The sequence below is a fragment of the Qingshengfaniella alkalisoli genome (assembly GCF_007855645.1).
In the GTDB taxonomy this organism is placed as follows: domain Bacteria; phylum Pseudomonadota; class Alphaproteobacteria; order Rhodobacterales; family Rhodobacteraceae; genus Qingshengfaniella; species Qingshengfaniella alkalisoli.
Map to the genome: position 1 here is coordinate 2,000,923 of NZ_CP042261.1, position 23,972 is coordinate 2,024,894.

Annotated in this window: 24 protein-coding genes; 14 read left to right on the forward strand and 10 right to left on the reverse strand. The window is 61.0% G+C overall.

Annotated features, from left to right (window positions below; genetic code table 11):
- Positions 1 to 49: 49 nt before the first annotated feature.
- The 4 genes from gyrB to FPZ52_RS10080 all read right to left on the reverse strand — a co-directional run bounded on the left by gyrB (position 50) and on the right by FPZ52_RS10080 (position 3,883).
- Positions 50 to 2,467: a DNA topoisomerase (ATP-hydrolyzing) subunit B gene (gyrB, locus tag FPZ52_RS10065; RefSeq protein ID WP_146365305.1), complete on the reverse strand. Its 2,418-nt coding sequence runs from the start codon at positions 2,465 to 2,467 to the stop codon at positions 50 to 52.
- 80 nt (positions 2,468 to 2,547) lie between these two features.
- Positions 2,548 to 3,168: a LysE family translocator gene (locus FPZ52_RS10070; protein WP_146365306.1), complete on the reverse strand. Its 621-nt coding sequence runs from the start codon at positions 3,166 to 3,168 to the stop codon at positions 2,548 to 2,550.
- 24 nt (positions 3,169 to 3,192) lie between these two features.
- Complete coding sequence (locus FPZ52_RS10075; RefSeq protein ID WP_146365307.1) at positions 3,193 to 3,639, reverse strand: VOC family protein; 447 nt, start codon at positions 3,637 to 3,639, stop codon at positions 3,193 to 3,195.
- 64 nt (positions 3,640 to 3,703) lie between these two features.
- Positions 3,704 to 3,883: a DUF1674 domain-containing protein gene (locus FPZ52_RS10080; RefSeq protein ID WP_146365308.1), complete on the reverse strand. Its 180-nt coding sequence runs from the start codon at positions 3,881 to 3,883 to the stop codon at positions 3,704 to 3,706.
- Positions 3,884 to 3,964: 81 nt separating this feature from the next.
- Here FPZ52_RS10080 and FPZ52_RS10085 point away from each other — a divergent pair, with 81 nt between their 5' ends.
- The 9 genes from FPZ52_RS10085 to FPZ52_RS10125 all read left to right on the forward strand — a co-directional run bounded on the left by FPZ52_RS10085 (position 3,965) and on the right by FPZ52_RS10125 (position 15,510).
- The gene (locus FPZ52_RS10085) at positions 3,965 to 5,254 is read left to right on the forward strand and encodes an RsmB/NOP family class I SAM-dependent RNA methyltransferase (protein WP_146365309.1); all 1,290 of its coding nucleotides are present in this window, start codon (positions 3,965 to 3,967) and stop codon (positions 5,252 to 5,254) included.
- 55 nt (positions 5,255 to 5,309) lie between these two features.
- Positions 5,310 to 7,040: a heparinase II/III family protein gene (locus tag FPZ52_RS10090; RefSeq protein ID WP_168201305.1), complete on the forward strand. Its 1,731-nt coding sequence runs from the start codon at positions 5,310 to 5,312 to the stop codon at positions 7,038 to 7,040.
- A gap of 24 nt (positions 7,041 to 7,064) precedes the next feature.
- Positions 7,065 to 8,654, forward strand: a complete 1,590-nt coding sequence (gene purH / locus FPZ52_RS10095) for a bifunctional phosphoribosylaminoimidazolecarboxamide formyltransferase/IMP cyclohydrolase (RefSeq protein WP_146365311.1) — start codon at positions 7,065 to 7,067, stop codon at positions 8,652 to 8,654.
- A 3-nt stretch (positions 8,655 to 8,657) separates the two neighbouring features.
- The gene (lspA, locus tag FPZ52_RS10100) at positions 8,658 to 9,125 is read left to right on the forward strand and encodes a signal peptidase II (RefSeq protein ID WP_146365312.1); all 468 of its coding nucleotides are present in this window, start codon (positions 8,658 to 8,660) and stop codon (positions 9,123 to 9,125) included.
- Between the two features lie 60 nt (positions 9,126 to 9,185).
- Complete coding sequence (locus FPZ52_RS10105) at positions 9,186 to 9,707, forward strand: DUF3035 domain-containing protein (RefSeq protein ID WP_146365313.1); 522 nt, start codon at positions 9,186 to 9,188, stop codon at positions 9,705 to 9,707.
- A 91-nt stretch (positions 9,708 to 9,798) separates the two neighbouring features.
- Positions 9,799 to 11,148 (forward strand): M16 family metallopeptidase, encoded by a 1,350-nt coding sequence (locus FPZ52_RS10110; RefSeq protein WP_146365314.1) that lies wholly within the window; start codon positions 9,799 to 9,801, stop codon positions 11,146 to 11,148.
- Positions 11,145 to 12,455 (forward strand): M16 family metallopeptidase, encoded by a 1,311-nt coding sequence (locus FPZ52_RS10115; RefSeq protein ID WP_146365315.1) that lies wholly within the window; start codon positions 11,145 to 11,147, stop codon positions 12,453 to 12,455. Before FPZ52_RS10110 ends, FPZ52_RS10115 begins: the two co-directional genes overlap by 4 nt.
- Before the next feature lie 41 nt (positions 12,456 to 12,496).
- A complete protein-coding gene (gene mutL / locus FPZ52_RS10120; RefSeq protein WP_146365316.1) occupies positions 12,497 to 14,347 on the forward strand; it encodes a DNA mismatch repair endonuclease MutL in 1,851 nt (616 codons plus the stop codon).
- Positions 14,344 to 15,510 carry a DNA recombination protein RmuC gene (locus FPZ52_RS10125; RefSeq protein WP_146365317.1) on the forward strand — a complete coding sequence of 389 codons (1,167 nt, stop codon included), beginning with the start codon at positions 14,344 to 14,346 and terminating at the stop codon, positions 15,508 to 15,510. The genes mutL and FPZ52_RS10125 overlap by 4 nt, the downstream gene beginning before the upstream one ends.
- A gap of 44 nt (positions 15,511 to 15,554) precedes the next feature.
- Here the strand turns inward: FPZ52_RS10125 and FPZ52_RS10130 are convergent, their stop codons facing one another.
- Positions 15,555 to 16,169 carry a GNAT family N-acetyltransferase gene (locus tag FPZ52_RS10130; protein ID WP_205758587.1) on the reverse strand — a complete coding sequence of 205 codons (615 nt, stop codon included), beginning with the start codon at positions 16,167 to 16,169 and terminating at the stop codon, positions 15,555 to 15,557.
- Between the two features lie 96 nt (positions 16,170 to 16,265).
- Between FPZ52_RS10130 and yghX the strand changes: the two genes are divergently transcribed.
- Positions 16,266 to 17,153: a YghX family hydrolase gene (yghX, locus tag FPZ52_RS10135; protein WP_146365318.1), complete on the forward strand. Its 888-nt coding sequence runs from the start codon at positions 16,266 to 16,268 to the stop codon at positions 17,151 to 17,153.
- Positions 17,154 to 17,156: 3 nt separating this feature from the next.
- Here yghX and FPZ52_RS10140 read toward each other — a convergent pair whose 3' ends face one another.
- From FPZ52_RS10140 to FPZ52_RS10150, 3 genes are read right to left on the reverse strand one after another with little or no spacing between them, the layout of a single operon-like run.
- Complete coding sequence (locus FPZ52_RS10140; RefSeq protein WP_240804348.1) at positions 17,157 to 17,414, reverse strand: putative hemolysin; 258 nt, start codon at positions 17,412 to 17,414, stop codon at positions 17,157 to 17,159.
- Positions 17,415 to 17,464: 50 nt separating this feature from the next.
- Complete coding sequence (locus FPZ52_RS10145; protein WP_146365319.1) at positions 17,465 to 17,803, reverse strand: ArsR/SmtB family transcription factor; 339 nt, start codon at positions 17,801 to 17,803, stop codon at positions 17,465 to 17,467.
- Positions 17,784 to 18,269 carry an SRPBCC family protein gene (locus FPZ52_RS10150; protein ID WP_205758588.1) on the reverse strand — a complete coding sequence of 162 codons (486 nt, stop codon included), beginning with the start codon at positions 18,267 to 18,269 and terminating at the stop codon, positions 17,784 to 17,786. Before FPZ52_RS10150 ends, FPZ52_RS10145 begins: the two co-directional genes overlap by 20 nt.
- Before the next feature lie 128 nt (positions 18,270 to 18,397).
- On the opposite strand from FPZ52_RS10150, the gene arfB reads away from it, so the two are divergent.
- The 3 genes from arfB to FPZ52_RS10165 are packed head-to-tail and all read left to right on the forward strand — an operon-like array spanning position 18,398 to position 21,042.
- Complete coding sequence (gene arfB, locus FPZ52_RS10155) at positions 18,398 to 18,820, forward strand: alternative ribosome rescue aminoacyl-tRNA hydrolase ArfB (RefSeq protein WP_146365320.1); 423 nt, start codon at positions 18,398 to 18,400, stop codon at positions 18,818 to 18,820.
- Positions 18,813 to 20,084: an aspartate aminotransferase family protein gene (locus FPZ52_RS10160; protein WP_146365321.1), complete on the forward strand. Its 1,272-nt coding sequence runs from the start codon at positions 18,813 to 18,815 to the stop codon at positions 20,082 to 20,084. Before arfB ends, FPZ52_RS10160 begins: the two co-directional genes overlap by 8 nt.
- Positions 20,077 to 21,042 (forward strand): phosphotransferase enzyme family protein, encoded by a 966-nt coding sequence (locus FPZ52_RS10165; RefSeq protein ID WP_146365322.1) that lies wholly within the window; start codon positions 20,077 to 20,079, stop codon positions 21,040 to 21,042. The genes FPZ52_RS10160 and FPZ52_RS10165 overlap by 8 nt, the downstream gene beginning before the upstream one ends.
- On the opposite strand, the gene pncB is transcribed toward FPZ52_RS10165, so the two are convergent.
- Both pncB and pncA read right to left on the reverse strand, forming a co-directional pair.
- Positions 21,039 to 22,331, reverse strand: a complete 1,293-nt coding sequence (pncB, locus tag FPZ52_RS10170; RefSeq protein WP_146365323.1) for a nicotinate phosphoribosyltransferase — start codon at positions 22,329 to 22,331, stop codon at positions 21,039 to 21,041. The genes FPZ52_RS10165 and pncB overlap by 4 nt on opposite strands.
- 15 nt (positions 22,332 to 22,346) lie before the next feature.
- On the reverse strand, positions 22,347 to 22,958 hold the full coding sequence (gene pncA, locus FPZ52_RS10175; protein ID WP_146365745.1) for a bifunctional nicotinamidase/pyrazinamidase: 612 nt from the start codon (positions 22,956 to 22,958) through the stop codon (positions 22,347 to 22,349).
- 96 nt (positions 22,959 to 23,054) lie between these two features.
- On the opposite strand from pncA, the gene trhO reads away from it, so the two are divergent.
- On the forward strand, positions 23,055 to 23,972 hold the full coding sequence (trhO, locus tag FPZ52_RS10180) for an oxygen-dependent tRNA uridine(34) hydroxylase TrhO (RefSeq protein WP_146365324.1): 918 nt from the start codon (positions 23,055 to 23,057) through the stop codon (positions 23,970 to 23,972).

A 23,972-nucleotide genomic window follows, 5' to 3' on the forward strand; every position in this document is an offset into this window, starting at 1 on the left:
TCTGCGTGATATCAAAGCTACAACGGCGCATGGATCGCGCCCTGCCCCGTCAGAAGTCCAGATTCTCGACGCTTAGCGCGTTGCTTTGGATGAACTCGCGGCGTGGTTCCACAACGTCCCCCATCAGCTTGGTGAAAATATCATCGGCCTCGGCGACGTCGTCGACCTTCACTTGCAGCAATGTCCGCGCTTCCGGATCGAGCGTGGTTTCCCAAAGCTGATCGGGATTCATCTCGCCCAGCCCCTTGTAGCGCTGCAGGCTCAGACCTTTCTCACCCTCGTTCAGGATCGCCGTCAACAGGCCGACCGGGCCGTAAATCGGAATACCGCGATCACGGCGTATCAATTTCGCTGGCTGAGAATAAACCTCTTGCAGGGCCTCTGTGAAGCTGCCCAGACGACGCGCCTCGCCCGAATGCAATGCGGGACCGTCGAGCGTGCGGACCTCATCCACACCGCGAACGGCGCGGGTCAGGCGGATGCCGTGATCCTGTGTCGGACGCCCCTGCCAGCCACGTTCATATTCTACCGCAATCAGGTCTAGCCGTTCCGCCACTGCATTCGCGATCTGCTGAATGCCGTTATCGACCGCCCCTGGCTTGAACGCGCCCGCAATCGCGGCCTGCTCTAGAATGTGTTCGGCATAATGCGTCGGGAAGGCTGCTAGAACACGGCGGACCTGCCGCGCTTCATCCACAATGCGTGCCAGGTCCTGCCCTACGATTTCTTCGCCGGAACCAAGCCGCAACGCAGCGCCGTCAACACCCATCTGGATCAGGTAGTCCTCCAGTGCCGCCTGATCCTTCAGATAAACCTCTGACTTGCCCCGCGCGACTTTGTAAAGCGGCGGCTGCGCGATGTATAGATGACCGTGTTCGATCAATTCGGGCATCTGGCGGAAGAAGAAGGTCAACAACAGCGTCCGGATGTGCGCACCATCGACATCAGCATCCGTCATGATGATGATCTTATGATAGCGCAGCTTCGATATATCGAATTCGTCCCGCCCGATCCCCGTGCCAAGAGCAGTGATCAGCGTGCCAATTTCCTGGCTGGACAGCATCCGGTCGAAACGGGCACGCTCCACATTGAGGATCTTGCCTCGCAACGGCAGCACCGCCTGATTGGCCCGCGCACGCCCCTGTTTGGCGGACCCGCCAGCGGAGTCGCCCTCGACGAGGAACAGCTCGCGCTCCTCAGGATTGCGCGTCTGACAATCCGCCAGCTTGCCGGGCAGCGATGCGACATCGAGGGTCGACTTCTTCCGGGTCAGTTCGCGAGCACGGCGTGCGGCCTCCCGCGCAAGCGCGGCTTCGATGATCTTGGTGGCGATGATCTTGGCTTCGCTGGGGTGCTCCTCGAACCACTCCGTCAGCTTTTCGTTCATCAGCCCTTCGACCGCCGGACGCACTTCCGATGACACCAGCTTATCCTTGGTCTGGCTGGAAAACTTCGGATCAGGCACCTTCACGGACAACACACAGGTCAGACCCTCGCGCGCATCGTCGCCTGAGAAAGTGATCTTCTCCTTGCGGGCCAGCCCCGACGAGTTCGCATACAGGTTCAGCGTGCGCGTCAAAGCGCCGCGGAAGCCAGCCAAATGCGTGCCACCATCGCGCTGGGGAATGTTGTTGGTAAAGGGCAGAACCATCTCGTTGTAGCTGTCGTTCCACCACATCGCGACTTCGACACTGATCCCTTCGCGCTCGCCCGAGATGAAGATAGGTTCCGAGATCAGCGGTGTCTTGGACCGGTCGAGATAGCGGACGAATTCCTTGACGCCGCCATCATAGAACAGTTCTGTATGCAGTGGTTCCGCCGGGCGGTCGTCTTCCAGAATGATCCGCACGCCGGAATTCAGAAAGGCCAGTTCTCGCAACCGGTTTTCCAGGGTCTTGTAGCTGAAGTCGAGGTTGGAGAACGTATCCGTCGACGCCAGGAAGCGTACCTCGGTACCTTTCTTGCCATTGGCATCACCGACCACACGCAGATGTTCAACCGTCTCGCCATGCTCGAATTTCGCGTAGTGTTCCTTGCCGTCGCGCCAGACGCGCAGTTCCAGCCATTCGGACAGTGCGTTTACAACAGAAACGCCCACCCCGTGCAGACCGCCGGACACCTTGTAGGAGTTCTGGTCGAACTTACCGCCGGCGTGCAGCTGGGTCATGATGACCTCGGCGGCAGACACACCTTCCTCTTCGTGGATGCCAACAGGAATACCGCGCCCGTTGTCGCTTACCGACACACTGTTATCGGCGTGAATTTTCACGTTTACTGCGTCAGCGTGGCCCGCGAGCGCTTCGTCGATGCCATTGTCGACGACCTCGTAAACCATGTGATGCAGGCCACTGCCATCATCCGTGTCGCCAATATACATGCCCGGACGCTTGCGTACGGCCTCCAAGCCCTTGAGAACTTTAATTGAATCGGCGCCGTATTCGGCGGGGGACTGCTGCTCGTCAGCCATTCAGACCTTCCTTCATAAGTTCGTCATTTTATACTGGTCCGATCCGGGAATGTCACGCGATTGGGGCTTAAAAAGCAGGCTTATACGAAGGGAATGACCAGCCCGACGCAGATCAGCATCACTCCCGCACTGACATTCGTGCGTCGAAGCGCCTTGGGGGAGGTGATGAGGCGCCGCACCCGCCCCAAAAACGCAGCCAACAGCAGGTTCCCGAACAAGGGCACGGCGATAGATATCAGGACGATTGCGGCGATGCCTCCGATGGTCAGTGTGGTTAGATCAAAGAACCCCGGCAGCACGCCCATATAGAACAGGATGGCCTTGGGGTTTCCAAGGATCACCGCCACCCCCGCGATGAACCCCGCCCATGCTCCGGGACGGGTCAATCGGCTGTCGCCGGAAATGCTGCGCCCAGCATGCCGGATCAGTTGAATGCCCATAACCAGAAAGATCAGGCTGGCAGCGATGTGCAACGCGGCCATGAACCCTTCGAAGACCGACACGATCCAGCTAACGCTGAGGATTGCCAGAAACGGCCAAAGTGCATCCCCGACGACCACGCCAAGGGCCAGGGGCCACGCCGCTTTAAACCCGCCCGACAGGGCGCGCGCCGTCAGCGCTACCCAAACCGGCCCCGGTGTCAGAAACAGGATCAGCAACGCGCCTGCGTACAGCAGAAGATCAGAGGCAGAGATGGTCATTCATCGCAATCCATCAGGCAGCCATCAGTCATCAGTCGTCGGCTCCGGCAATGTCAATGATCCGTCTTCGGCCAATGGCCAGAAGGGATTGCAAGCCACTTCCCAGACATGCCCATCGGGATCGGCATAGTACCCGGAGTAGCCTCCCCAGAACACTTTTTCGGGACGTTTCAGTGGTTTCGCACCTGCCGACAATGCCACATCAAAGGCCGCGTCAACCTCCGCCTCCGACGGAAAGTTCTGCGCCAGCGTCATACCACCAACGCCCAGCGCCACACCGGCCCGCCCCTGATCCTTGGCGAGATCCTCCATCCCGAACAAGCCCAACGCGATACCGTTCAACTGGTAGAAGGCCACCTCGTCATGCGCTTCATGTGGCTTCCAGCCGAGATCTTCGTAGAAGCGCCTTGCGCGGGCCAGATCAGCCACACCCAAGGTCACGAGGGTCACGCGCTGCGCGGGAAGGGTCATGGCGTCCTCCATCGGGGTCAATCCGCACACCATGACACCACGCGGTCAGGGTCGCAATACGCGATCAGAAATCGACAGCTATGCCCTTTTTTTCCCAATCCCCGAAGCGGACGGGTTCCGGGCCATCACGCCCACCCAACTCCTTGGGCAGCTTATCTCCCTTGGCCTGCTTGCGCCGATCTTCGGCTTCTTGCAACGCGCGGATCGCTGCGGGGGGCAGGTCGGATTGGCTCTGGTTGGTCATTGCGGCCTCCTTGTTGTGGGGCAGCATGTGATATACGCGCTTGAGCCCGTAGAACAAGCCCCGCGCCGGAGGCGCATACCCATGAACAGAGTACCGTCATCCGATGCAACAAGTGCACGCCATGCCGCCGTGGGCCTACTGACTGCCGTATTGGAAGACCGACAGCTGCTGAGCACTATATTGGACGCCCCCAACGGCCCGATCGCCGGTCTTGCACCCGCAGACCGCGCTCGAGCCCAACGTCTGGCCACGACGACCCTGCGCAACGTGGCGCGCGCTGACAAGTGTCTCGGGCCGCATCTGCGCAAAACCCCTCCGCCCTACGTCCGTAACCTGCTGCGCCTGTCCGTGGTCGAGCTGTGCGAGGACAAGGCTGCCGCCCACGGCGTGGTAGACACGGCCGTGACGTTAATGCGCAGGCGACGCAAAACAGCGCGTATGAGTGGGATGGTCAACGCGATCCTGCGCAAAGTTGCGCTCGAAGGATCTGACATGTGGCCCAGCATACCCGCACAACGCCTGCCCAAATGGCTTCGGGGTCGGCTTATCTCGGCCTACGGATCCGACGTCGTAGCACGCATTGAGGCGGTGCATGCCATGACGCCACCCATCGACATGACAGTGAAAGGTGAAGCACCAGCGATCGAGGGCAGCGTTGTCCTGCCGACCGGCTCGCTGCGACTGGCACAGGCGGGCAAGGTGTCTGACCTGCCGGGCTATTCGAGTGGCACGTTCTGGGTGCAGGACGCCGCCGCCGCGATCCCAGCGCGACTACTGGGTGCCGAAACAGGCGAAGCCGTACTGGATATGTGCGCCGCACCGGGCGGCAAGACATTGCAGATGGCGTCTGCCGGAGCACAAGTCACGGCGCTAGATATATCCGACAAGCGGCTTGCGCGGCTGAAGGAAAACCTCCAGCGCACCAAGTTATCCGCAGATGTGGTGACAGGCGATGCGCTTGAGTGGCGAGGTGGCCCCTTTGACGCGGTCCTTCTGGATGCGCCATGCAGCGCCACAGGAACTATCCGCCGTCATCCCGACCTGCCTTTCGTCAAATCAAAGGTCGACATCCGGCCATTGGTCGAACTGCAACGCGCCATGTTGAACCATGCGCTGAACCTGCTGCGGCCCGGCGGACGGTTGGTGTTCTGCACTTGCTCCCTACTGCCAGAAGAGGGGGAAGCACAGATCGACGAGCTTTTGGCCCGTCACCCCAACCTGAAGCCGGACTATGCCGCTATGCAAGCCGACTGGCTGGACGATGCATGGAGAGTCCCGCAAGGGCTACGCTTGCGCCCCGATTTTTGGGCCGATCTGGGCGGTATGGACGGATTTTTCATCAGTGCGCTGCGCAAGGCTGAAAGCCCATGACATCAGTGGCGTGCTCGCCTACTGTCGGATCGAACTGGATGGGCCGGAGCATCGCTTGAATACTGTCGACAACAGGATCCGGATGCGCACGAAGGACCGCGTCGCAGCGAGACTGATCGGCCTGTCACGCCCTGCCGGTCGGCTGGAGCTCCACCTGGATCGCTACAATTTCGGCAACTCGGCCCGGGGTGCGGAGATCCTGAGCGGGACCTTCCGGCTGGGCGGGTATGTCATTCGCGCACCGGGCCGGTCCATGTGGGACATCGCGTCCCCCGGACCAGCGTTCGACTATGCCCGTCACGGTTTTTTGTGGCTGGACGATTTAGTCGCGTTGGGCAGCCGCAACGCACGGATCCGCGCCAAGCAATGGACCACGCAGTGGATCGCGCAGTACGGGAACGGAAGAGGTCCAGGCTGGACAGCCGATCTTGCCGCGCGACGCTTGGAACGCTTCAGCGATGACGCCGTCTGGCTGATCAAAGGAGCTCAGGCGGTTGATGCGGACGGGCTAAATCTGACGATCGCGCGACATCTGCGTTTTCTGTCTCGCCGTACTAATCAGAGTTTGCCTGTCGTGTCGTACTTCCGGGTACTTTGCCTGATCGCAAGCGCGTCGCACCAATTGGACAACGTCACCACCGCCAGCGACCTCCTGCATGAATTGGAACGAGCCTGCCACGATCTGATCGACGCGGAGGGCGGCGTTACCACGCGCTCACCGGAAGACCTTGTGACCATCCTTCGACATTTGGAGCGCGCATCCCGAGCCATCCTCGCTTCGGATGGTCATGTCGGGTCCGAACACGCCATGGCCATGTCGCGCATTTCGCAGGCCATCCGCACCCTGCGTCACAGTGATGGACATCTTCCACGCTTTCACGGCGGGGACTCAAGCGTGCCGGGCATGATCGACGGGGTGCTTCAACGTGTCGGGCTACGCGCGCCTGTTCGCAATGCCGCGATGGGTTTCAATCGTCTCACGCGTGGCCGGTCAGTCCTCATCATCGACGCAGCACTACCTCCGATTGCCGACAATCCAATGCAAGCGCACGCCTCCACCCTGGCATTTGAAATGACCGCCGGACGCAATCCGCTGATCGTCAGCTGTGGCCCGGGTGAGCCCTTTGGACAGGACTGGGCCCGGGCAGCGCGTGGAACACCGTCCCATTCCACTCTCGTAGTTGATGGGCACAGCTCATCAAGACTGGACGCGCACAAACGACGCGCCGACATGATGGTTGAAGGCCCAGGTGAGGTCAAGGCTCGGTCCGGTCATGACTCCGACGCGGCTTTCATAGGTTCCCATGACGGCTATGCGCGCAGCTACGGCCTGACACATGAACGCAGCCTAGTGCTCTCGCTCGCCGGCGACACACTGCACGGTCAGGATCGCCTGATATCCCCCGACGAACCGCGCCGACGCGTGTTCGAACGCGCGCTGAACCGCATGACCGGCTCCCGGCGCGGTGTACCCGAGGGCATCCCGTTCGTGATCCGGTTCCACCTGCATCCCGACTCCACGGCATCGCTAGATATGAACGGTCGCGCTGTATCCGTCGAACTACAAAATGGCGAGTTATGGGTCTTCCGTTGCGACCCGAAAGTCATGATCCGGCTTGACCCCAGCGTCTATCTGGAGAAAACGGCACGCGAGCCACGCACGACGTTGCAGATCGTTCTGTCCCACAGGGCTTCCGGGTTCGACACACGGGTCGGCTGGAGCCTGATCAAGACACGGGACGCCACGGAAGACCTCCACGATCTGGAGCCACGCGACCCGTTCTGACCGACGATCTGGAAAGGATCACCCATGACTGACCGCGCGCCCATCAAGACAGCTTTGCTTTCCGTGTCCGACAAAACCGGCCTGGCCGATCTGGGCAAGGCGCTTTCAGATCGCGGCGTTCAGCTGCTGTCCACCGGTGGAACCGCCAAGGCTCTGCGCGACGCCGGTCTGGCCGTAACGGATGTGTCGGAAATCACCGGTTTTCCGGAAATGATGGATGGACGTGTCAAGACGCTGCACCCACGCGTGCATGGCGGCCTTCTTGCGTTGCGCGACAATGCCGACCACGTGGATTCGATGAAAGCGCATGGGATTGAAGCGATCGACCTGCTGGTGGTGAACCTCTACCCATTCGAGGAAACAGTCGCGGCGGGCGCCGATTACGATGACTGCATCGAAAACATCGACATCGGTGGCCCCGCAATGATCCGCGCGGCCGCCAAGAACCACCAGTTCGTCAATGTCGTGGTGGATGTAGAAGATTACAGGCCTCTACTGGCCGAACTTGACGCAAATGACGGTCACACGACGCTGGCCTTCCGCAAGACACTGGCGCAGGTGGCCTATGCCCGCACTGCGACTTATGATGCGGCCGTATCCACATGGCTCGCTGGTGCGCTGGAGATGGAAGCACCGCGCCGCCGCGCCTTTGCCGGAACGCTGGCGCAGACCCTGCGCTACGGCGAGAACCCACATCAGAAGGCCGCGTTCTACACGGATGGCACCGCGCGGCCGGGTGTTGCGACCGCGAAACAGTGGCAAGGCAAGGAGCTGTCCTATAACAACATCAACGACACTGATGCTGCGTTTGAGCTGGTTGCGGAATTCGACCCTGCGAACGGTCCCGCCTGCGCAATCATCAAGCACGCCAATCCCTGCGGCGTCGCGCAGGGTGCGTCTCTGGCAGACGCCTATGGTCGCGCATTCGACTGCGACCGGACATCAGCCTTCGGCGGCATCATCGCGCTGAACAGGAAGCTGGACAAAGCCACGGCCGAAGAGATTACCAAGATCTTCACCGAAGTCGTCATTGCACCCGATGCCGACGACGACGCACGCGAAGTCTTTGCCGCCAAGAAGAACCTTCGCCTGCTGACCACGGGCGGCCTTCCGGATGTGCTGGCAACCGCAACGACCTATCGACAGGTCGCGGGCGGGTTGCTGGTGCAGGACAAGGACAACGGGCATATCTCGCTTGATGATCTGAAGGTCGTCACGAAGCGCGCGCCGTCGGATCAGGAACTGTCCGACCTGCTGTTCGCTTGGAAGGTCGCCAAGCATGTGAAGTCGAACGCCATTGTCTACGTCAAGGACGGTGCGACGGTGGGCGTTGGCGCGGGTCAGATGAGCCGCGTGGACAGCACCCGCATTGCTGCACGCAAGGCGCAGGACATGGCCGAGGTTCTGGGGCTGGATGCACCGCTGACACAAGGATCCGTCGTGGCCTCCGATGCGTTCTTTCCCTTTGCCGACGGCCTGGTCACAGCCGCCGAAGCTGGCGCGACGGCGATCATCCAACCGGGCGGATCCATGCGGGACAACGAGGTGATCGAAGCCGCAGACAAGGCCGGTCTGGCCATGGTCTTCACCGGCATGCGCCACTTCCGGCACTAACCCATGCGCGCTTTCGTACTGTCCGCCATCGGTATGTTCGCGCTGGACCAGGGATCGAAATGGTTCGTGGTCCATGCGCTGAACCTGAAGAACATTCTCGCGCTGGATGTTTGGCCACCATTCCTCCGCTTTCGCATGGGCTGGAACGAGGGAATCAACTTCGGCCTGCTATCGGGGCATCCCGATGCCATGCGGTGGCTGCTGATCGCTGTAGCGATCGCAATCAGCGTCTGGGTGTCACGTTGGGCGCTGAAAGACGGGCGGCTGATGATGCAGGTTTCTGCCGGGCTTCTGGTGGGTGGTGCGCTCGGCAACGTATTGGACAGGCTGCTTTATGGCGCTGTTGCAGACTTTCTGAACATGTCCTGCTGCGGGATCAACAACCCCTATACCTTCAACGTGGCCGATATCGGGGTCTTCGCGGGTGCCATCGGGCTGGTACTGTTCTCGGGGCAGAAGAAGACCCCGTGACGCGCCGCCTGAAATCGGTTAGACCTTCGTGAAAACACGGCTCGGAGCAGTTTTGGGATCATGCGCGTAACGACTATTCTTATCGCATTGGCGGGGCTTGGCCTTGCCGCCTGTGGCAGCTCCAACCCCAAGTTGATGAAGTTTCCCGCTCCGAAAACGGGGCCGGACGAATTTCTTGTGGTGCCCGCGAAACCGTTGCAAACTCCGCCTGATGCAACGCTTCCGCCGCCCGCACCCGGCTATGCCAACCGCGCCGATGCGACACCGCGCCAGGACGCCGTCGCCGCGCTTGGGGGCAATCCCGCAGCCCTTAATTCCGGCACCACCGCGGGAGAAGCCGGCATGGTAACCTACGCGTCACGCTATGGCCGGGATGGGTCGATCCGCCAAACCCTGGCCGTCGAGGATGCCGAGTATCGCAGACGAAATCAGGGGCGCCTGTTGGAACGGATCGCCGGTCAGGATGTCTATTACGACGCCTATGAACGCCAGTCGCTGGACCAGCAGGCGGAAATCGACCGCTTCCGTGACGCGAATGTCCCGACACCCTCTGCGCCACCAGCCGAGCTGAAGCCCGAATAGCCGTCGCAGCCGATCACAACCTCGTTCAATCGCTTGCCTTTTCGAAGTTCAGGTCCGAGATAGGATCGAACTTTCAAGTGACGAGGTGTCTATGCTGCGTTCCCTTGCAACGGGCCTGATCCTGTCCATCGCGGCAAACGCCGCAGGGGCGGAAGAGGTCACCCAATTTACCCTGGACAACGGAATGGATGTGGTGGTGATCGAAGATCACCGCGCGCCTGTCGTGGTCAACATGGTCTGGTACCGTGTCGGCGCGGCGGACGAGGTGACCGGCAAGTCCGGCATTGCCCATTTCCTTGAACATCTGATGTTCAAGGGGACGGATGAACTGGCGTCGGGCGAGTTTTCCCAGATCGTCAAGGAAAACGGCGGAATGGACAACGCGTTCACGTCCTGGGACTACACGGCGTATTTCCAGCGCGTCGCGGCGGACCGGCTGGACCTGATGATGCAGATGGAAGCGGACCGGATGACAGATCTGCAACTGACGGATGCCGAGGTCACACCGGAACGTTCCGTGATCCTGGAAGAACGCAGCCAGCGCACCGACAGCGACCCGTCGGCACTGTTTCGCGAACAGACCCGTGCGGCGCAGTACCTGAACCATCCTTACGGTCGCCCGGTGATCGGCTGGCGGCACGAGATGGAAGGGCTGACCACCGATGATGCGCTGACATTCTATCGTCGCTACTACGCACCCAACAACGCCATTCTCGTCGTCGCTGGCGATGTGACCCCGGATGACGTCAGAACAATGGCCGAAACCCATTTCGGGCCGATCCCGGAAAACCCCGACCTGCCTGAACGAACACGCCCAGAAGAACCGCCCCAAATTGCAGCCCGGCGACTGGTGTATCACGACGCACGCGTGGCCCAGCCTTATCTGACACGCAGCTATCTGGCCCCCGAGCGCGACAGCGGCGCACAGGAACAGGCCGCGGCGCTGACATATCTGGCGGATCTGCTCGGCGGAGGCGGAATCACCTCCTATCTGGGTCAAAGACTGCAGCTACAGGAAAAATCCGCGATCTACACAGGCGCGTATTACGGCGGCGTGTCGCTGGATGCCTCGACGTTTTCGTTGGTCCTGGTCCCGTCTGATGGCGTGTCGCTCGAGCAATCGGAAGCCGAATTGGACGAAGCCCTGGCCGATTTCATGGACGAAGGCGTCGATGTGGATCGGTTCGAGCGCATCAAACGCAACTACGCGGCCAATGCGATCTACCAACAAGACAGCACACGCGGGTTGGCCAATGATTACGGGGCTGCCTTGGCGTCGGGTCTGACGGTGCAGGATGTGCAAGACTGGCCCGCGATTCTGCAGGACGTGACCCCCGACGATGTTATGGACGCCGCGCGTGCCATTCTGGACCCGACGAAATCCGTTACAGGATGGTTGCTGCCCGAAGACATGAAGACCGCGCAGGAGGCCGCCCAATGATCCGTGCAATCGCCAGTTTCGCCATCGCGGCCATCGCGGCGTTTCCCGTCCATGCGCTGGACATCGAACAGGTTGAGACGCCTGGCGGCATAAATGCCTGGCTGGTTCAGGAACCTTCTATCCCGTTCGTCGCGCTGGAGCTGCTGTTCAGGGGAGGCACCTCGCTGGACACGGTCGAGAAAAGCGGCGCGGTCAATCTGATGACCGGCCTTCTCGAAGAAGGTGCAGCCGACATGACCGCCGAGGATTTCGCCACCGCCCGCGAAGAACTCGCCGCCAGCTTTCGTTTCGAAACCGGCGAGGATTTCGTCAGCGTTTCGGCGGAATTTCTCAGCGAGAACAAATCCGACGCCGTGGACCTGTTGCGCAGCGCCCTGATCGAGCCGACCTTCGACGAAAGCGCCGTTGAGCGTGTCCGCGCGCAGGTCCTGTCAGGCTTGCGTTCGGACGCCGAAGACCCGAACGCCATCGCGTCGAAGGCGTTCTCGGAACAGATATTCGGCAATCATCCCTACGCTAAAACGCAAAGCGGGACGATCGAAACCGTGACATCGCTGACCAGAGACGATCTGGTCGCGGCCCACCGACAAGCGCTGACCAAGGACCGGGTCTATGTCTCTGCGGTCGGGGATATCTCGCCAGACGAGCTTTCCGACCTGCTTGAGACCTTGCTCGGGGACCTGCCGCAGTCGGACACCGCGTTGCCCGGTCGCGCCGATCCAGACTTTTCGGGCCAGATCGACGTGCTGCCCTATAACTCTCCGCAATCGGTGATCCAGTTCGGCCAACCGGGACTGTCACGGGACGATCCCGATTTCTTCGCGGCTTATGTGCTGAACCACGTCATCGGCGGCGGCGGTTTCGGGTCACGTCTGATGGAAGAAATTCGCGAAAAACGCGGCCTGACCTACGGTGTGTCCAGCTATCTCGTGCAAAAGGAAGAGGCCGATCTGTACCTCGGGGCGCTATCCACCGCCAACACCTCCGCCGGAGACGTCGTCACGCTGATCCGCGATACCTGGCAGGACGTGGCCGAGAACGGAATCACGCAGGACGAGCTGGACAAGGCAAAAACCTATCTCACGGGAGAATTCCCGCTGCGCTTCGATGGCAATGGCCGTATCGCAAGCATTCTCGTTGGCATGCAGGCGGACGATCTGCCCATCGACTATGCAGATACGCGCAATGCGAAAGTCGAGGCCGTGACACTTGAGGACGTCAACCGCGTGGCACGCCAGCTTCTGGACCCCGGTGCCCTGACATTCGTGGTTGTGGGGCAGCCCGAGGGGCTTTCGTCAGACGACTAACCGCTGGCAGAATCGTCGCGTATCATGCTACAAATTGTGGCATGCAGGCACGCGACAACAAGATAGGGGCGGATCGCCCCAAGATCGCCCAGTTGGACGACGCTGCGATCAACCGGATCGCGGCGGGTGAAGTCGTCGAGCGCCCCGCCTCAGCCGTCAAAGAGTTGGTTGAAAACGCGCTTGATGCGGGGGCGTCACGCATATCCGTCGATTACGCGGATGGCGGCAAGACACTGATCCGCATCACAGATGACGGCCACGGCATGTCAGCCGACGACTTGCCACTGGCCCTGTCCCGTCACGCAACCTCCAAAATCGACGGATCGGACCTTCTGAACATCCACAGTTTTGGCTTTCGCGGCGAAGCGTTGCCCTCGCTCGGCGCGGTCGGGCGGCTGTCGCTCGCATCGCGTGTGGCCGGTGGCGATGGCGCGGTGCTGTCGGTGTCCGGAGGCCAGTCCGATCCGGTGCGCCCCATTGCCCTGCCCGTCGGAACGCGCGTTGAATTGCGCGATCTGTTTTACGCCACACCCGCTCGCCTGAAGTTCCTGCGCACGGACCGCGCCGAGGCACAGGCCATTGGCGATGTCGTCAAGCGGCTGGCCATGGCGGAACCCTTCGTCAGCTTCATCCTGCGCGACGTATCGGGCGATGGCGACGGACGGGTCGTCTTTCGGGCGGATGCCGAATCCGGGGATCTGTTCGACGCGTTGCATGGCCGGCTATCGAAAGTCATCGGGCGCGACTTCGCAGAAAACGCGCTGCGTATCAGTGCTGAGCGCGAGGCGCTGTCCTTGACGGGGTACGCGGCGCTTCCAACCTATTCGCGTGGCGCAGCGGTCGCCCAGTATCTGTTCGTCAACGGGCGGCCCGTTCGCGACCGAATGCTAACGGGTGCTCTGCGAGCCGCATACCAGGATTTCCTGAGCCGTGACCGCCACCCCGTCGCGGCGCTGTTCATCGATTGCCCCCCGACCAAGGTGGATGTGAATGTCCACCCGGCGAAATCCGAAGTGAGATTCCGCGATCCGGGCTTGGCAAGGGGCTTGATCGTATCAGCCTTGCGGCACGCGCTGGCAGAAGCGGGGCATCGATCCTCGACCACTGTTGCCGGTGCCACGCTGGGCGCGATGCGACCAGAGTCCACAACTGGCCCGGCCCGTATCTATCAGATGGACCGCCCGTCCCAGGCTGGACGAACGGTCAGCTACGCCGCGCAAGCCCCGGCTTGCGAAACTCCGGGTTTCGCCGAAGCCTCCGCGCCGTCCGCTCGGTTCGAAGCAGTGATCGAGCCCGAAAGCCAGCCGAACGATTTGCCATTGGGGGCCGCGCGTGCGCAGGTGCACGAGAACTACATCATCGCGCAGACAGAAGATGGCATGGTGATCGTGGATCAGCACGCTGCGCACGAACGTCTGGTCTATGAAAAGCTGAAGCGCCAGATGGCCGAGAACGGAGTTCCCGCCCAGGCGCTGCTTATCCCCGAGATCGTCGAACTTGGCGCGAATGAAGCGACCCAACTTCTGGACCATGCAGACGTTTTGGCGAAAATGGGACTGACGCTGGAATCCTTCGGACCCGGCACGATCGCGGTGCGCGAAACGCCCGCGATCCTGGGTACCGTGAACGCCGAGGCGCTGTTGAAGGACATCCTCGATGAACTTGAAGACCAAAATGATAGCCAGCTCTTGCAGTCGAAGATCGAAGCTGTTCTGTCCCGCGTTGCCTGTCACGGCTCGATCCGCTCCGGTCGGCGCATGCAGGCTGACGAAATGAACGCATTGTTGCGCGAAATGGAAGCCACCCCTCATTCCGGCCAGTGCAACCATGGCCGTCCCACCTATGTCGAGCTGAAGCTCGCAGACATCGAACGCCTGTTTGGACGCACATGATCGAAATCGCCGGACAACCCGTTTCCCTAACTGACCCGCTCGTGCTGATTGTCGGCGGGGTGATGATCGCTGTGCTCGGGCTTTTGCTGATGGCGGTTCGGACGGGCAATCGGTCTGCACAACTGATGACGCCGCTTGCGGATGAACTGATGCGTCTGGGCCGCCGCGTCGAAGATGTCTCCAACGCCCAGCAACAACTGACTGGCGGTCTGACCCATGTGTCCGAGGCACAGGCCGCCGCTCAATCGCAGATGCTGACGACCATGGAAAAGCGACTTGAAGAGGTGACCCGCGCCATGGGCGACAGCCTGCATGGTACAGCAACCCGCACGGCGCGATCCCTGGGTGAATTGCAGCAGCGGCTGGAAACCATCGACAAGGCGCAGACCAATATCGAAAAGCTGTCGGGCGATGTGCTGGGGCTGCAGGATATTCTGTCGAACAAGCAAACGCGCGGGGCGTTCGGGGAAATCCAGCTCAATGACATCGTGTCCAAGGCGTTGCCGCCGGCCAGCTACAGCTTCCAGACAACGCTTTCCAATGGCAAGCGCGCGGATTGCGTGATCCATATGCCGAACCCACCCGGCCCTATCGTGATCGACAGCAAGTTTCCGCTGGAAGCCTATGAAGCGCTGCGCAACGCCGTGACCGATGCTGAACGTCAGCAGGCGGCACGCGCGATGCGAACGGCGGTAAAGGCACATATCAAGGCGATTGCCGAGAAATACATCATCGAGGGTGAAACAGCCGATGGCGCGCTGATGTTCCTGCCATCAGAGGCAGTCTATGCCGAGCTTCATGCCAGCTTCGGCGATGTGGTGCGCGACGGCTTCGCCGCCCGCGTCTGGATCGTGTCGCCGACCACCTGCATGGCCACGTTGAACACGCTGCGCGCTGTTCTGAAAGACGTCCGTATGCGCGAACAGGCAGGGATCATTCGCAAGGAGCTTGCCCTTCTGATCGGGGACGTGACGCGCCTTGGCGACCGGGTGGACAATCTGGACCGCCATTTCGGGCAGGCACGCAAGGACATCGAATCCATCCGCACCAGCGCCGACAAGGCCACGCGGCGCGCCAAGCGGATGGACGACTTCGACTTCCAGGGCGTGGAAACGGACCCATCACAAGACGTTGTCCGTATTGTCCGGGGTGGATCAGACTAGTCGCGGATTGCGCGGCATTGCAGGGCTGGAAAACACTGAGGCCGTCAGGTCAGCGCGATCCGGTAAAGCAGCATTTCGCTGTCTCCGTGACGTCCGGGCTTATGCGTCGCGCCCACCAAGACACTGCCATTCGCCTCCATCACCTTCTGTGATGGAATGTTGTCATGCTCAGTCGTCAACTCGACATAGGGCAAGCCCAGCGGGCGCACCTCGTCCAGAAGCAAGGCCAGTGCGTGTCGTGCATACCCCTGACCACGCCGCCACGGGACAACCGTATAACCGATATGGCCATGGCAGTAGGAGGGCAGTTCTGCACCACCCGGCTGCCAGCGAAATCCGACGCTGCCGCAGAACCCGTCGTCCCAGATCCAGCGATTGAAACCGGGCAGGCGCGGCACCTTCGATCCGTCTGGCAGGGTCACGGGCGCGCCTTTGCCGTCCATGTCGTCAAGGGTCGCTACATAGGCCGCCGCGTCTTCGGAAATCGCTGACAGGATTTCCTGCGACGCTTCGGGGCGCAGGTTGTTCGGTGACCAGCCCTTCGACAGGGCATCACGGAAGCCATCCAGATGGGCAAGGTCGGGCTTGATCAGTTGCATCACGCCACAAAGCAGGATGGCGGGGGAAAGCGCAAGAGTGAAGCGGCGCGACCAAGCCAATGTCGAAATGCTTGATCACGGAAAACTGAGCCCCCCACCCCGACAATTGCCCTAAAGTAAATGCGCGAGTCCATTTACCGACGGGAGGGCATACACATGAACCGTATGACGGCGAAAGACTTCGATCAGGAATTGCTGGAACTCTATGATTTCTACGCACATGGGCACATCACGAAGCGCGAATTTCTCGACCGCGCAAGCAAGTTTGCCGTGGGCGGCTTGACCGCCGTAGCCCTGTTGAACATGCTCAAGCCCAACTATGCGTTGGCCGAGCAGGTGTCATTCAATGACCCAGACATTACGCCGGAATATATCACGTACGATTCCCCGAACGGCAACGGCGAGGTACGCGGCTATCTGGTGAAGCCCGCTAATGTCGAAGGTCCGTTGCCCGCTGTGCTGGTCGTCCACGAAAACCGTGGCCTGAACCCATATATCGAAGATGTGGCCCGCCGGGTTGCAAAAGCTGGCTTCATGGCGCTGGCGCCAGATGGTCTGACCTCAATGGGCGGGTATCCGGGCAATGACGAAGAAGGCCGCGAATTGCAGCGGCAGGTTGACCCGGAAAAGCTGATGAACGACTTCTTCGCCGGGTTCGAACACCTGATGAACCGGGACGACTCAACCAGCAAGGTGGGTGCTGTGGGCTTCTGCTATGGCGGCGGTGTCTGCAACGCGCTGGCCGTGGCCTATCCGGAGATGAGCGCATCGGTTCCCTTCTACGGGCGCCAAGCCGCCGCCGAAGACGTTCCAAAGATCGAAGCGCCACTACTGCTCCAGTACGCGGGACTGGACGAACGGATAAACGAAGGCTGGCCCGCCTACGAAAAGGCCCTGCAGGAACATGGCAAGACCTACGAGGCCCATATCTATGAAGGCGTGAACCACGGCTTCCACAACGATTCCACGCCGCGCTATGATGAAGCTGCGGCCGAACTTGCCTGGTCACGCACGATCGACTGGTTCAACACCCATATGACCTGACCGTCAGCCGTCCTGTCCGTTGGGGTTCTGGGCGCGGAAGTAGTCCCAGGCGTCAACCTCTCGCCCGTCGGGCAGGATGCAGACACCGACTTGGCCGCCTTCGGTGTCACGGATTTCATGGCGTCCGCCACTCTCGATGCAGTAGACAGCGGCGGGGTTGGTGCCTGCGCTGCCGCCGACCGTATCTGTCGCCTGTAATTCTTCGCAAGCGGTCAGCATCGGGGTCGCCGCCAGCGCCACGTATTTCACAGCGTTTTTCATCGATCCTCCGCGTTCAGCCCAACCGCAGCCTAATCGCGGGAAGGCACGCGTCAAGTGTCGCCATCCGCCTCGGCATGCGCCTTCAAGCGGGACAACGCGTCTTCCCACTGGCTGGCAACCATATCCAGATACTCCCGCGTTCCGGTCAGCGGCTCGGGCGTCCAACGGTAGCGGGCTTCCCGTCCCTCACGACGAAATTCGACCAGCCCGGCACCTTCCAGCACCTTCAGGTGCTTCGTCACCCCTTGCCGCGTGATCGGCACGACGTTGGCGAGGTCGGAAATCGACCTCGCCTGACCATCCTTCATGATCTCGATCAGGCGCAGGCGGGTGATGTCCGCCAGCGCCGCGAAGATATCGGCCTGGGCCTCAAGAGTTCTGTTCGACATAAGCCTTTATGCGTTCCATCTGGAATTCCCACCCACCTGTGTTCTTCCGAAGCGCCAGATCCCTGCGATCTTCGGGTATCCGTTCGAAGCCGCTTTCGACAACGGTCAGCTTGGTGCCTTCCGCGACTTCTTCAAGTCGGAATTCGACAAGCGTGGGTTCTTCCCTGGAATAGTCGTGATCGGGGTCAACCGCATAGGGGTGCCAAGTGTAGGAAAACCGGTTCGGCTTTTCCATGTCTCGGATCGTTGCAGCGAACGACAGCCCCTTTTCGCTGTTTTCGCATCCGCTGTCATTGCTGCTCATGGTGAATGTCACCTCCTTGCCCGGCTCAAACGGACCACTCATTTTCGCCCCGAACCAATCGCCGAACCGAGCATGGTCCGTCAGCGCCTGCCACACCCGTTCAACGGATGCGTCGATGATCGTCGATTTCTCGATCGTGTCTGTCATGGTAATTTGTGTCATAATGCAACCTCCTAGTTGCATATAAACGCGAACAACCGATTCGAGCAACCATTTAGTTGCGCATTAGATCGCTTTGCACCCGGCACGCAGTCTGACTAGTTTGACGACAACTGTGGAAAGACGGGCCGATGCTAGAAATCAACGACCAGATCACAATTCAGGACTGGGAACTGACAGAGCAGTTCACGCGCTCTTCCGGCCCCGGGGGGCAGAACGTGAACAAGGTTTCCACAGCCGTCGAATTGCGGTTCGAGGCCGCCCGCAGCCCCAACCTGCCCGCGCCCGTGAAAAACCGGCTGAAACGTATCGCGGGCAGCCGCTGGACAACCGACGGCGCCGTTTTGATCCGCGTCGAAGACACCCGCAGCCAGGTCCGCAACCGGGAAATAGCGCGCGACCGGATGACAGAGCTCATTCGTCGCGCGACAATCAAACCCAAGCGCCGTATACCCACAAAGCCCACCAAGGGCAGCGTCAAACGCAGGCTCGCCGCAAAGACGCAGCGCGGTGAAATCAAGAACTTACGAGGAAAGGTCGAGCGGGATGACTGAAACCATGCTGGCGCGGCGCGAACGGCTGATGGGGCCGAACGTGCCGACCTTCTATGACGAGCCGGTGCATATCGTACGCGGCGAAGGTGTGTGGCTGTGGGACGCGGACGGCAAGCGCTATCTCGACTGCTACAACAACGTGCCGCATGTGGGACATTGTCATCCGAAAGTTGTCGAAGCGATCAGCCGTCAGGCCAGCACGCTGAACACCCACACCCGTTATTTGCATGGCGGCATCCTCGATTACATCGACCGGCTGACGGGGATGATCGGGCACGACCTGACGCAGATGATCCTTGTCTGCACCGGGTCCGAGGCCAATGACATTGCGCTTCGCATGGCACAAGCGATGACAGGCAAGATCGGCATCATTGCCACGGACAACACCTATCACGGCAACACGCTGGCGACCTCGCACCTGTCCACACGCCGCCCGCCCATCGGCGGCTATCCTGCCCATGTCCGGCTGGTTCCCGCGCCCGACACCGTCCGGCCCATTGGCGGCACGCTGGAAGGTCAGGCACAGGCGTTCGCCGACAGTATCGCGCAGGCCATCCGGGAACTCGAAGATACCGGTATCGGCTTTTCCGGCATGATGCTGTGTCCCGCCTTCGCAAATGAAGGCCTGCCCGCGCTGGAACCCGGCTTCTTCGATCCGGCCGAAAAGGTCATCCGCGACGCGGGAGGCCTGATTCTGTGCGACGAAGTTCAGCCCGGTTTCGGGCGTTTAGGCAGTCACCTTTGGGGCCACGAAAGACTCGGCTTCACCCCCGATGTCGTCACCGTCGGCAAGCCCATGGCAAACGGCCACCCCGTCGCGGGCGTGCTGGCGCGGCCCGACATCATGTCCGCCTTCCGCACGGCCTTTGGTTATTTCAATACATTCGGCGGCAATCCGGTCAGCTGTGTGGCCGCGATGGCAACGCTCGACGTGCTGGAAGAAGAAGGTCTGCAACAAGACGCGCTGGAAACCGGCGCCTACGCACTGGATCGACTGAAGGCGATCGAGCACCCGCTGAAAGCCGAAGCGCGCGGTCTGGGCCTGTTCTTCGGGCTGGAGTTCGTGCTGGATGACGGATCACCCGCCACCGATTTCGCCGCCCAGGTGGTCGAGGAAATGCGCCGCCGCGGTGTCCTATTGAACCGTATCGGGCGCCACATGAACACGCTGAAAATGCGCCCACCGCTGCCCTTCAACCGCGAACATGCCGATCTGGCAATCGACACTTTGGAAGAGGCGCTGAAGGTGGTGCCGCATGAATGACGCCGAAGCACTGGACCGGGCGGCCCGGGCGGCAGAAGCGTGGGGCGGGCTGGCAACGCCGCCCCGTCTGATCGTCAATCGTGAGAACGCGGTTTTCGACGTCACGCTGGCGAGCGGTCAGCGCGCAGCGTTGCGGCTGCACCGTCCCGGATACCAATCGCCCGAGACCATCATTTCCGAACTGCGGTGGACCGAAGCGCTGGCCGATGCGGGCTTCCCCTGCCCTTGGCCGCAGCGCACTGTTGACGGTGGTTTCATCCATACGCCGGATGACGGCGGACCGATTGCCTCTGTGGTGCTTTGGGTGCCAGGCGAAGAAATCGGCGCGATGGGCGAACAGTTTGGCGGCACGGCGGACGAACAGACCGGTCTCTACCGCAGGCTGGGCGGGCTTCTGGCCGATCTGCATCTGACGTCGGACTCGACCGCGCCTACGGATCTGACCCGCCATGCATGGGACATTGATGCGTTTTGCTCCGATACCCCCCTGTGGGGCCGCTTCTGGGAAAACCCGTCGCTGACACCCAAGGAATCGCAGTTTCTGCTGACAGCCCGAGATGATGCGCGTGACCGGCTGACGAAGCGGGGAACCGATGGTTACGGTCTGATTCACGCCGATGTGCTGCAGGAAAACGTTTTGCGCGATGGGCGGCAACTTTACCTGATCGACTTCGATGATGGCGGCTTTGGCTACCGGCTGTATGACCTCGGCACCGCCCTGATCCAGCATGAGGGCCAGCCGAATTTCGACGCCCTGAAAGCCGCGATGATCGACGGCTACCGGGCCGAGGGCGGCACACTGACGGACGATGACGCCGCAGAGATCGACCTGTTCGTGATGCTGCGCGGTCTGGCCTCGACCGGCTGGGTCATGTCGCGGGCCGCGCCGGACGACACGAAGCAGCGAACCTATGCCGAACGCGGGCTGCGCACAGCGCGGCGATGGCTGGATCGTTAAACGACGACCTTCATCGCCTGCTGCTCGCCCACATCGAAGACACGCTTGTAGCGCTTGATCTCCTCGGACGGCCCCATCGCCTTGTTGGGGTTATCGCTGAGCTTCACGGTCGGGAATCCATTTGCGCTGACCGCCTTGCAGACCAAGCTGAATGGCGCAAGTGCATCATCCGGCACCAATCCACGGAAGTCGTTGGTTAGCAGCGTCCCCCAACCGAAGCTGAGCTTCACACGCCCAGAGAACCGCGCGTGTAGTTCCAGCATCTTGTCGACATCCAGCCCGTCCGAGAAGATCACCAGTTTCTCGCGCGGGTCTTCACCACGCGACTGCCACCAACGAATGGCGATTTCCGCGCCTTCCGCCGGATCGCCGCTGTCGATGCGAATGCCGGTCCACCCCGCCAGCCAATCCGGCGCGCGGTCCAGAAACCCTTGCGTGCCGTAAGTGTCCGGCAGGATGATATGCAAATTGCCGTCATGTTCTTCATGCCAGTCGGCTAACACCTGATAGGGCGCCTGCAACAATTCGTCATCCGTCTGCGCCAGCGCTGAATAGACCATCGGCAATTCATGGGCGTTCGTGCCAATCGCCTCCACCTCACGCCGCATGGCGATCAGGCAATTGGACGTGCCTGTGAAACGGTCGCCGAGACCTTCCATCATCGCCTGCACGCCCCAGTCCTGCCACAGGAAGGAATGCCGCCGCCGCGTCCCGAAATCCGCGATCTTGATGTCGGGCACCTCGCGCAGCCGTTCGATTTTTTCCCACAGCTTGGTCATCGCGCGGGCATAGAGCACCTGCAACTCGAATCGCCCCATATCGGCCAGCACGGCGCGCGAGCGCAATTCCATCAACACGGCAAGCGCGGGGATTTCCCACAGCATAACCTCGGGCCATTTGCCCTCGAAGGTCAGTTCGTACTGCCCGTCCTTGACCTCCAGCTCATAGGGCGGCAGGCGCAAGCCTTCGAACCACTCCATGAAGTCGGGCCGGAACATCTGGCGCTTGCCGTAGAACGTATTCCCGCGCAGCCACGTGCTTTCTCCGCGCGACAGGCTGAGCCCGCGTATGTGGTCCAACTGTTCACGCAGTTCACCTTCGTCGACCAACTCTGCCAGCCGGATATCCGTCGCGCGATTGATAAGACTGAATGTGACATTGGTGTCGGGTTTGTTGCGAAACACCGACTGGCACATCAGCAGCTTGTAGAAATCCGTGTCGATCAGCGACCGGACAATCGGATCGATCTTCCATTTGTGGTTGTAGACGCGGGTGGCGATATCGACCATGATCGGCCCTTTCACTTACAGGGTAACCAATTCGACGCCAGCCTCACGCATGCCCTTAAGGGCAGCATCGAGCGATCCATCCAGGTCAATGGCGCGGGACAGATCCTTTCGCACCGCGACCTCAAAGCCCAGCTTCGCCGCATCGACCGCCGAGAAATTCACGCAGAAATCCAGCGCCAGCCCGACCAGCGTGACCTTCCCCACACCCCGATCACGCAGATAACCCTGCAATCCCGTCGGCGTCTTGTAGTCGTTTTCAAAGAATGCTGAATAGCTGTCGATCTCGGGACGAAATCCCTTGCGTACGATCATCTGGGTACGATCCAGCCGCAGGCCCGGATGAAACGCGGCGCCTTCGGTGCCTTGCACGCAATGATCAGGCCATAGCACCTGCGGTCCATACGGCATGTTGATCACCCCAAACGGTGCTTTGTCCGTATGGCTCGACGCGAACGATCCGTGCCCCGCCGGGTGCCAGTCCTGCGACAGCACGACCACCGGAAACTCGTCCATGAAGGTGTTAATCGGCTGGACGACCTTGTCGCCGTCCTCGACTGCCAGCGCACCGCCGGGGCAGAAGTCGTTTTGCACATCAATGACGATCAGGGCTTCGTTGGCGGGGCGCATCATATTCTCCTTCGGTCAGTCAATCGGTAAGCACAGCCGCAGCGACGGTCAACCTGCCCTCTTGCCGATCCGCGCCCTTGCGCTTAAATCGCGGCCATGTTTACCGTCGCTGCACTCTATCACTTCACACCGTTTTCCGACCCGGCTGCATTGCAAGCGCCGCTGGCCAAGACTTGTTGCAGCGCAGGCGTGACCGGCACGCTTCTGCTGGCACCCGAGGGCATCAACGGCACCATCGCCGGCACACGCGACGGCATCGACGCGGCGCTGGCTCATATCCGGTCCCTGCCCGGCTGCGCGGATCTGGAATGGAAGGAAAGCACTGCGGTCGAACAGCCCTTCGGGCGGATGAAAGTCCGGCTGAAGCGCGAGATCGTCACCATGGGTCAGCCACAGGTCGACCCGCGCGCAGGCACCGGCCACTACGTGGATGCGAAGGACTGGAACGACCTGATATCCGCGCCCGATGTAGCCGTGATCGACACCCGCAACGATTATGAAGTCGCCATCGGCACCTTCAACGGGGCGATTGATCCGGAAACCAAAAGCTTCGGCGAATTCCCCGAATGGTGGCAGCAGAACAAGCAGCGGTTCCACAACAAGCGGATTGCCATGTTCTGCACGGGTGGGATTCGCTGCGAGAAATCCACCAACTACCTGCTCGGCGAAGGTGTCGAAGACGTCTTTCACCTGAAGGGCGGCATCCTGAAGTACCTCGAAGATGTCCCCGCCGAGGACAGCAAATGGCGAGGCGAATGCTTCGTCTTCGACGGGCGCGTATCCGTTGGTCATGGGCTTGAAGAAGGCCCGCACCAGTTGTGCCACGCCTGCCGCCGCCCGATCCTGCCCGAAGACCGTGCGCGTCCGGAGTTCGAAGAGGGCGTATCCTGCCATCACTGCGCCGCCGAAACCTCCGAGGCCGATAAAGCCCGCTTTCGCGAGCGGCAGAAACAGATCCGCCTGTCTCGCGAACGGGGCGAAAGTCACTTGGGACAATCTGTCAAACCTGACTAG